The sequence below is a fragment of the Kurthia zopfii genome (assembly GCF_003143955.1).
GTDB classification, from domain to species: Bacteria; Bacillota; Bacilli; order Bacillales_A; family Planococcaceae; genus Kurthia; species Kurthia zopfii.
Window position 1 is genome coordinate 1 of record NZ_QFVS01000061.1, and the last position, 7661, is coordinate 7661.

Annotated in this window: 8 protein-coding genes, 1 tRNA gene and 1 rRNA gene; 9 read left to right on the forward strand and 1 reads right to left on the reverse strand. The window is 38.0% G+C overall.

All coding sequences use genetic code 11. From position 1 onward, the window contains the following. The 6 genes from rrf to tsaD form a co-directional block, all read left to right on the forward strand. Positions 1–89: ribosomal RNA gene (gene rrf / locus DF281_RS13980) — 5S ribosomal RNA — on the forward strand; the annotation flags it as partial. A 193-nt stretch (positions 90–282) separates the two neighbouring features. After that, positions 283–359, forward strand: a tRNA-Asp gene (locus DF281_RS13985). Between the two features lie 132 nt (positions 360–491). Then, on the forward strand, positions 492–944 hold the full coding sequence (gene tsaE, locus DF281_RS13990; protein ID WP_109350881.1) for a tRNA (adenosine(37)-N6)-threonylcarbamoyltransferase complex ATPase subunit type 1 TsaE: 453 nt from the start codon (positions 492–494) through the stop codon (positions 942–944). Further along, a complete protein-coding gene (gene tsaB, locus DF281_RS13995) occupies positions 941–1660 on the forward strand; it encodes a tRNA (adenosine(37)-N6)-threonylcarbamoyltransferase complex dimerization subunit type 1 TsaB (RefSeq protein WP_109350882.1) in 720 nt (239 codons plus the stop codon). The genes tsaE and tsaB overlap by 4 nt, the downstream gene beginning before the upstream one ends. Next, positions 1647–2090, forward strand: coding sequence for a ribosomal protein S18-alanine N-acetyltransferase (gene rimI / locus DF281_RS14000; RefSeq protein ID WP_109350883.1), 444 nt, complete (start codon positions 1647–1649; stop codon positions 2088–2090). Before tsaB ends, rimI begins: the two co-directional genes overlap by 14 nt. Beyond that, positions 2090–3115: a tRNA (adenosine(37)-N6)-threonylcarbamoyltransferase complex transferase subunit TsaD gene (gene tsaD, locus DF281_RS14005; RefSeq protein WP_109350884.1), complete on the forward strand. Its 1026-nt coding sequence runs from the start codon at positions 2090–2092 to the stop codon at positions 3113–3115. Before rimI ends, tsaD begins: the two co-directional genes overlap by 1 nt. Before the next feature lie 266 nt (positions 3116–3381). On the opposite strand, the gene DF281_RS14010 is transcribed toward tsaD, so the two are convergent. Next, on the reverse strand, positions 3382–5325 hold the full coding sequence (locus DF281_RS14010; protein WP_109350885.1) for an ABC-F family ATP-binding cassette domain-containing protein: 1944 nt from the start codon (positions 5323–5325) through the stop codon (positions 3382–3384). A gap of 119 nt (positions 5326–5444) precedes the next feature. On the opposite strand from DF281_RS14010, the gene DF281_RS14015 reads away from it, so the two are divergent. The 3 genes from DF281_RS14015 (at position 5445) to tatC (ending at position 7166) form a co-directional block, all read left to right on the forward strand. Beyond that, positions 5445–6080, forward strand: coding sequence for a redox-sensing transcriptional repressor Rex (locus DF281_RS14015; RefSeq protein WP_109350886.1), 636 nt, complete (start codon positions 5445–5447; stop codon positions 6078–6080). A 93-nt stretch (positions 6081–6173) separates the two neighbouring features. Beyond that, positions 6174–6395 carry a twin-arginine translocase TatA/TatE family subunit gene (locus tag DF281_RS14020; RefSeq protein WP_109350887.1) on the forward strand — a complete coding sequence of 74 codons (222 nt, stop codon included), beginning with the start codon at positions 6174–6176 and terminating at the stop codon, positions 6393–6395. A gap of 12 nt (positions 6396–6407) precedes the next feature. Next, complete coding sequence (gene tatC / locus DF281_RS14025; RefSeq protein WP_109350888.1) at positions 6408–7166, forward strand: twin-arginine translocase subunit TatC; 759 nt, start codon at positions 6408–6410, stop codon at positions 7164–7166. Positions 7167–7661 lie beyond the last annotated feature (495 nt).

Below are 7661 nucleotides of genomic sequence, written 5' to 3' on the forward strand. Positions count from 1 at the left end.
CCCGTTCCCATGTCGAACACGGAAGTTAAGCTCTTTAGCGCCGATGGTAGTTGGAGGTTTCCTCCTGTGAGAGTAGGACATTGCTACGCAAACGAAGAACCACTTGTAGAGTGGTTCTTTTTTTATGAAAAAATATAAAAAAGTATTGCCAAATAGCAGCTGTTTATATTAGAATAAAGAAGTTGAGAAGAGAGATCTAATTAACAAGCGAGCAAAAATAAATTTCAAAAAATGCTTGCACTATATAAGACACTATGTTAATATATTAATATAGTAAGAATTGGTCCGGTAGTTCAGCTGGTTAGAATGCCTGCCTGTCACGCAGGAGGTCGCGGGTTCGAGTCCCGTCCGGACCGCCATTTTTTATTTATGTAAACACAGCATATGGTGCTGTGTTATTTTTTTGTTCAAAAATAGAATCATTCACTTTGAACATTTGGAGTGAATTCGATAGAATAGATAGATAAGTACTTTTTAAGAGGGAGAATAGAATGACAGTTGAAATTCAAATAAAGTCGATTGACGAAACAAAACAACTTGCTGAAAAAATTGCCAATCTACTTGAAGCTCAAGATACGCTAACCCTTGAAGGTGATTTAGGGGCAGGCAAAACAACTTTTACACAGTTTCTTGCAAAAGGGCTTGAGGTAAAAAGAAACGTAAATAGCCCAACCTTCACAATTATGAAGCAGTATGAAGGAAGACTACCATTAAACCATTTAGATGTTTATCGTTTAGCAGATAGTGATGAGGATCTTGGGTGGGATGAAATCTTTTATGGTGATGCTGTATCAATTGTAGAATGGGCACATTTGATTGAACAAGATTTGCCGGAAGAAAGATTAGCTCTAACGATTAAAAGAGTTGATGAGAATGCAAGATTATTCACACTAACTCCGATTGGAAAAAGATATGAACAGTTATGTGAGGAGATTTTAAGATGATTTGGTTAGGGATTGATACATCAAATACACCGTTAGCAGTGGCAATCGTAAAAGATGGTCAGATTGTTGCTGAAGAAGTGTCTAATATAAAGTTGAACCATTCAGGTGGTGCAATGCCTGCAATTGAAAGGTTATTTAGCCGTACGAAAATCGCCCCTGCAGAACTTTCAGCTATAGCAGTAAGTGAAGGCCCAGGATCTTATACAGGTGTTCGTATTGGCGTTACACTAGCTAAAACATTAGCATGGACTTTGAAAATTCCAGTTGTAGGTGTTTCAAGTTTAAAAGTGTTAGCAGCAAATGTTCCATATTTCCCTGAGATTATTTGTTCATTAATGGATGCACGTAGAAAAAATGTCTATGCGGGTGCATTTGATGGTTCGAATCATCTTGAGAATGTAGTAGAAGATGGACATTATAGTATGGAAGATTTATTAAGCCGACTTAAGCCATTAAATAAAGAAGTATTATTTGTAGGGCATGATGTAGAACAGTTTTGGGAAACGATTCAAGAGTCATTAGGCGAAATGGCGATCAGAGCGCCGTTTACCTGTGATTTACCGCATGCTTCACAACTAATCGCTTTAGCGCAACAACTGCCATTACCTTCTCCAGAAGATGTACATCAGTTTGTGCCGACCTATAAGCGAATTGCTGAAGCAGAGGCAAATTGGATTAAAGATCAGAAAGCGAAAAAGCAAAATGATTCGTTATAGACTGATGACAGTTGAAGATGTGCCAAGCGTTCATAAAATAGAAGAGGCGGTCTTCCCAACGCCATGGACATTAGAATCTTTCTATTATGAGGCGGAAAAAAATAATCAGGCACATTATATTTTAGCTATAGATGAAAATGAACAAATTATCGGTTTTTGTGGCATGTGGATTGTGTTAGACGATAGCCAAATTACAAATGTGGCAGTACTACCTGAAGGGCGAGGAAAAGGGATCGGCGAAGAATTAATGCGCCATGCGATGCAGTTTTCAAAAGATCTAGATGTTGTTGTCATGAGTTTGGAAGTTCGCGTATCCAATGTAGTTGCAAAAAACTTATATCATAAATTAGGATTTCAAGATGGTGGTATTCGCAAAGGATACTATACAGATAATCAAGAGGATGCTCTTGTCATGTGGGTGAATTTATAATGGAAAAAGACTTATATATTTTAGGTATTGAAAGTAGCTGTGACGAAACGGCTGCTTCAGTTGTCAAAAATGGTACTGAGATTATTTCAAACGTAGTTGCTTCGCAAATTGAAAGTCATAAACGTTTTGGTGGAGTAGTTCCTGAAATTGCTTCTAGACACCATGTAGAACAAGTTACGATCGTATTAGAAGAAGCTTTGAAACAAGCAAATTTAGAGCCGAAAGATTTAGATGGCGTATGTGTTACGGAAGGGCCTGGACTAGTTGGCGCACTATTAATTGGGATTAACGCTGCAAAAGCATTCGCATTTGCGAATAACCTACCATTAGTCGGTGTTCATCATATTGCAGGACATATTTATGCGAATCAATTGATGCAACCGATGGAATTTCCTTTACTTGCACTAGTCGTGTCTGGTGGACATACGGAGCTTGTCTTAATGAAAGAACATGGTTCATTTGAATTGATTGGTGAAACGCGTGATGATGCAGCAGGAGAGGCTTACGATAAGGTTGCTCGCGTATTGAGCATTCCGTATCCAGGAGGCCCTCATATTGATCGTATGGCACATGAAAGTGATGGTGCTATTAAATTTCCGCGTGTCTGGTTAGAAAAAGATTCTTATGATTTCAGTTTTAGTGGATTGAAATCAGCTGTTATTAACTATCAGCATAATGCGGTGCAACGTGGCGAAGAAATTAACCCACACCATATCGCAAAAGGATTCCAAGATAGTGTAGTGGAAGTATTAACGGCTAAAACCTTACGTGCTGCGCGAGAGTTCAATGTGAAGCAAGTAATCGCAGCAGGCGGTGTATCAGCTAATAAAGGGCTTAGAACGTCATTGGAAGCTACTTTTAAAGAAGAGGGGATTCCATTCCATGTTCCTCCTTTAAAATTATGTACGGATAATGGTGCCATGATTGCAGCGGCAGGAAGTGAGATGTACAAAGCTGGCGTGTGCAGTGATTTATCTTTAAATGGACGTCCAGGCATGGAATTACTGTCGTGGAATAACAAATAAATGATGCAATGATTCTTTCTTATACACAAGGGAGAATCATTTTTTTATATAGTAATAAAGATTTCGGAACTTTTTGTAAATTATTTTAGTTTTACACATTAATTTGTGGATAAATTCAGATAATTCTGTGGATACTGTGGAAAACCATGTGTATATACTGTTATTATGGCAATGAAAATGTGTATAACTATGTGGAGATAAAAGAAAAGTTATACACAGAAAAGAAAAAATCAGCCAGAATCAGCTGATTTTACTATTTCGACATATTATAATTGCTCGAGTTCTTCACTTAATTCCATCCATTGAAGTTCCAATGACTCATGATTCTCTTTTTCTTGATCAAGAGAAGTTTGAATTTCTAATGCTTTTTCATGATTGGAGAAAATATCTGGATTGCATAAGTCGGCTTCCAACGCTTCAATTTGTGCATCTGAAGTCGCCATTTGAGATTCGAGTTCTTCAATTTGACGTTGAATTTTGCGTTCTTTTTTCTTCGTTTCTTTATCGATTGCTTTACTCGCTTGTGAATTGGAAACTTGAGCTGCTTTTTCTTTTGGTGCATTGGCAGTAGCTTTTTCAGCAGCGATTTCTTCCAGTTCTTCTTTTTTCTCAACATAGTAATCGTAATCACCTAAGTACTCGAAAGCACCGTCGTTTGAAAGCTCGATTACTTTCGTAGAAATACGATTGATGAAGTAACGGTCATGCGATACGAAAAGGAGTGTACCTGGGTAATCAATCAATGCATTTTCCAACACTTCTTTACTATCTAAGTCTAGATGGTTGGTCGGTTCATCGAGAATGAGTACATTGTTCTTTTCGAGCATTAGTTTAGCTAAAGTTAGTCGAGCCTTTTCGCCGCCAGATAGGTCGTGGACAATTTTATCCGCATCTTCGCCCGAGAATAGGAATCTACCTAAGACAGTACGAATCTCTCGCTCGGTCATTAGCGGCCATTCATCCCAAAGTTCTTTAAGGACAGAACGATTTGATGAAAGTTTCGCAAGTTCTTGGTCATAGTAACCAATTTTCACATTTGTGCCAAAGCGGATCGAGCCAGCTAGTACAGGAATTTCTTTAATAAGTGTTTTTAATAAGGTAGATTTCCCAACACCATTTGGCCCGACCAATGCGACGCGGTCTTGACGATATGCGCGCATGGAAATATTTTTCGAGATCGGCGTTCCTTTGTAGCCAATTGTTAAATCATCAATTGAAAGAACGTCATTGCCACTTTGTTTGTCGATTTCGAAATGGAATGTTGCGGATTTTTCGTCACCATCAGGAGAGTCCATCCAATCCGTTTTCTCCAATACTTTTCTGCGAGATTGCGCCATTTTAGTAGTAGAAGCTCGTGCTAAGTTCTTCTGGACGAAAGTCTCTAATTTTGCCTTCTCATCCATTTGCTTTTCATACATTTTGACATCTTTCTCGTAGTTTTTTGCCTTTTCATCCAAGTATTTTGAGTAGTTACCTGTGAACTTTGTGACATGTTGACGAGAAACTTCATAAACAATAGATACAACTTGGTCCAAGAAATAACGGTCATGTGATACGATAAGAATAGCACCATCGTAATTTTTTAAATAGTTTTCTAGCCAGTTTAACGTTTCGATATCAAGGTGGTTGGTCGGCTCATCTAAAATGAGTAATTCAGGCTTCTTCAGCAATAATTTTGCTAAAGCTAGGCGTGTACGTTGACCACCAGATAAGGAAGCTATAGACTGGTCATAAGAATCAGGATAGAATTGCATCCCGTGAAGGATTGAGCGTGTATCGGCTTCGTACTGAAAACCGCCCTTCATTTTGAAATCATACTGTAATTGATCATATTCAGCTGTGACTTTTTGATAGACATCAGAGTTCTCATAAACGCTTGGTTCAGCCATTTTTAGTTCAAGATTTCGGATTTGCTTTTCGAGCTGCTTTAACGGTTCGAAAATCGTCATCATTTCTTCCCAAATAGTAAGAGATGATTCTAGTCCGGCATGTTGATCTAAGTATCCTAGTTGAATTCCTTTAGGCATAATGATTTCACCAGAGTCATATGACAATTGCCCAGCGATAATTTTTAATAAAGTAGATTTACCTGTGCCATTTCGGCCAACAAGTGCGACGCGATCTCGATGTTGAACTTCGAGTTTTACGCCACTTAATATTTCATCCGCAATATATGATTTATATAATTGATTGACTTGTAATACAATCATTTCAGACACCTCAGTTCATTCTAAGTGTATCGAAATGCCATCGTTGGTGCAACGGTGATGTGTTACAGAGCATGAACATTTTATTATATATTGCAAATTCACAATAGGAGGATAACTGTTTGAAAGAGAATTATAGAATACCGCAAGCAACGACGAAAAGACTACCACTTTACTATCGTTTCATTCAAAGCTTTTCAGATGCGGGTAAAGAAAGAATTTCATCGAAGGATTTAAGTGAGGCGATGCAGATTGATTCTGCAACAATTCGACGAGATTTTTCTTATTTCGGGCCGTTAGGTAAAAAGGGGTACGGCTACGATGTACAAAAATTATTAGTGTTTTTCCGTGGCGTATTAGATCAAGATCAACGCATGAATGTTGCCGTAATCGGGATTGGTAATTTAGGACATGCGCTATTAAAATACAATTTCCAAAAGAATCATAATATGAAAATTGTCGTAGCATTTGATACGAACTATCCAAAAGAAGGCGAGCTAGTAAATGGCGTGCCAGTATTCCATCCAGATGTTATGGAGGATAAGTTCGTAGAGTATGAAGCAGAGTTACCAATCATGACTGTACCAGCAAGGTCGGCGCAAATTATGGCAGATCGTTTAGTAAGTATGGGGGTCAAAGGTGCGTTAAACTTCACGCCAGTTAGACTTCAAGTACCTGAGAATTTCCGTGTACATACAATTGATTTATCGATTGAATTGCAAACACTTAGTTACTTTATAAGAAATGTGGAAGAATGACCTAAATTGTTCAATTTTCTAGATAGAAAGAATAATATACAAAACATATGACATGGGTTAAAATGGAATTAAATATAATAGGAGGTGTGTGTAATGGTAGGTCCAGCAAGTATCGCAGTTATTGGCGTTGTAGCGGTTATTATTTTTGGTCCAAAAAAACTTCCAGAGCTAGGGCGCGCTATGGGTTCTACACTTCGTGAGTTTAAATCAGCTACAAAAGGATTAACAGATGAGGATTTTGACAGTACAAAATCAAAAACAGCTGAAAAGGCTGAATCTGTAGAGAAAACTGAAAAAGTCGAAGAGACAAAGTAAGGGTGTTAGTGTATGAATAATGAAGAGCTAACAGTTGGCGAACATGTCGAGGAACTTCGCAAGCGGTTTATGGTCATCGCATTGTTTTTTGTTATTGCGGTTATCGGAAGTTTTTTCTTGGCACAACCACTCATTTCATACTTACAACATACAGATGAAGTAAGGTCGCTTCAGTTGCACGCATTCAGTGTAACTGATCCGATGAAAGTGTACATACAAGTAATATTTGTGTTATCACTGGTGATGACTTCGCCGATTATCTTGTACCAGCTATGGGGCTTTGTCAGTCCGGGGTTGTATGAGGAGGAGCGTAAGGCGACATTCAGATATATTCCGTACACATTCGTACTATTCATTGTCGGCGTATTATTTTCATATTTAGTATTACGACCGTATATGTTGAAATGGATGTTAGGTTTGGCTACCGAGATGGATGTTCAACAAACGATTGGGATTTATGAATACTTTCAATTTCTAATGCAAATCACTTTACCGTTCGGCATAATTTTTCAGCTACCAATCATCGTACTATTCCTGACTAGATTAGGAATAGTGACGCCGATGTTCTTATCTAAAGTGCGTAAATTCGCATACTTCGCATTACTTTGCGTTGCTGCATTAATCGCACCACCAGATATTATGTCGCATATGATTGTAACTTTACCATTATGCATCCTTTACGAAATTAGCATTATGATTTCACGTATTGGTTATCGAAAATATTTAAAAGCAGAGCAGCAGAGAGAAATCGATGTTGTAGCAAATTCGTAATAAGATGACGTAAGCCAGTTTTCGATTCAAAATCGAAGGCTGGTTTTTTGGTTCTATTATATATGTTGGGGTATTAAAACAATTCACGTTGTAACTTTCAGAAAGAACGAATGCTTTCCGCCGACAAGTGCCGCACTATTTCTTTCCACTTTAGGTGGAAAAAAACGAAAAGCGTTTCCACTCGGGACTCTCTAGAGCACTGGAGGAAACGAAGGGAAAGTAAAAGTTCCACCACTTTCCCCCGAGTTTTCGAAGTGACTCAAAGAGAGTAGTGGAACAAGCTAGAAAAGAAAGGATTGCTTCACACTTGTTTTTTCGGCAGGAGTCCTCGTTATTTCTTTCAATATTGATCTATGTGAAAAATGGCAAAAAAAAAGCACAGTTTCACCAATTCCTTTATACTTAAAATGCTGAATAATAAGCGAAAGAAAGGTGAGCTGTGCTATATGAAGTCTATCATGAATATGCCAGGTTTAAAAGATGTTTTAATCACAA

Excerpts from the sequence above, each read along its gene's own strand:
- tsaD (WP_109350884.1), top strand. The coding sequence starts at position 2,090 with ATGGAAAAAGACTTATATATTTTAGGTATTGAAAGTAGCTGTGACGAA.
- tatC (WP_109350888.1), top strand. The coding sequence starts at position 6,408 with ATGAATAATGAAGAGCTAACAGTTGGCGAACATGTCGAGGAACTTCGC.
- DF281_RS14010 (WP_109350885.1), bottom strand. The coding sequence starts at position 5,325 with ATGATTGTATTACAAGTCAATCAATTATATAAATCATATATTGCGGAT.
- tsaE (WP_109350881.1), top strand. The coding sequence starts at position 492 with ATGACAGTTGAAATTCAAATAAAGTCGATTGACGAAACAAAACAACTT.
- tsaB (WP_109350882.1), top strand. The coding sequence starts at position 941 with ATGATTTGGTTAGGGATTGATACATCAAATACACCGTTAGCAGTGGCA.
- rimI (WP_109350883.1), top strand. The coding sequence starts at position 1,647 with ATGATTCGTTATAGACTGATGACAGTTGAAGATGTGCCAAGCGTTCAT.
- DF281_RS14020 (WP_109350887.1), top strand. The coding sequence starts at position 6,174 with ATGGTAGGTCCAGCAAGTATCGCAGTTATTGGCGTTGTAGCGGTTATT.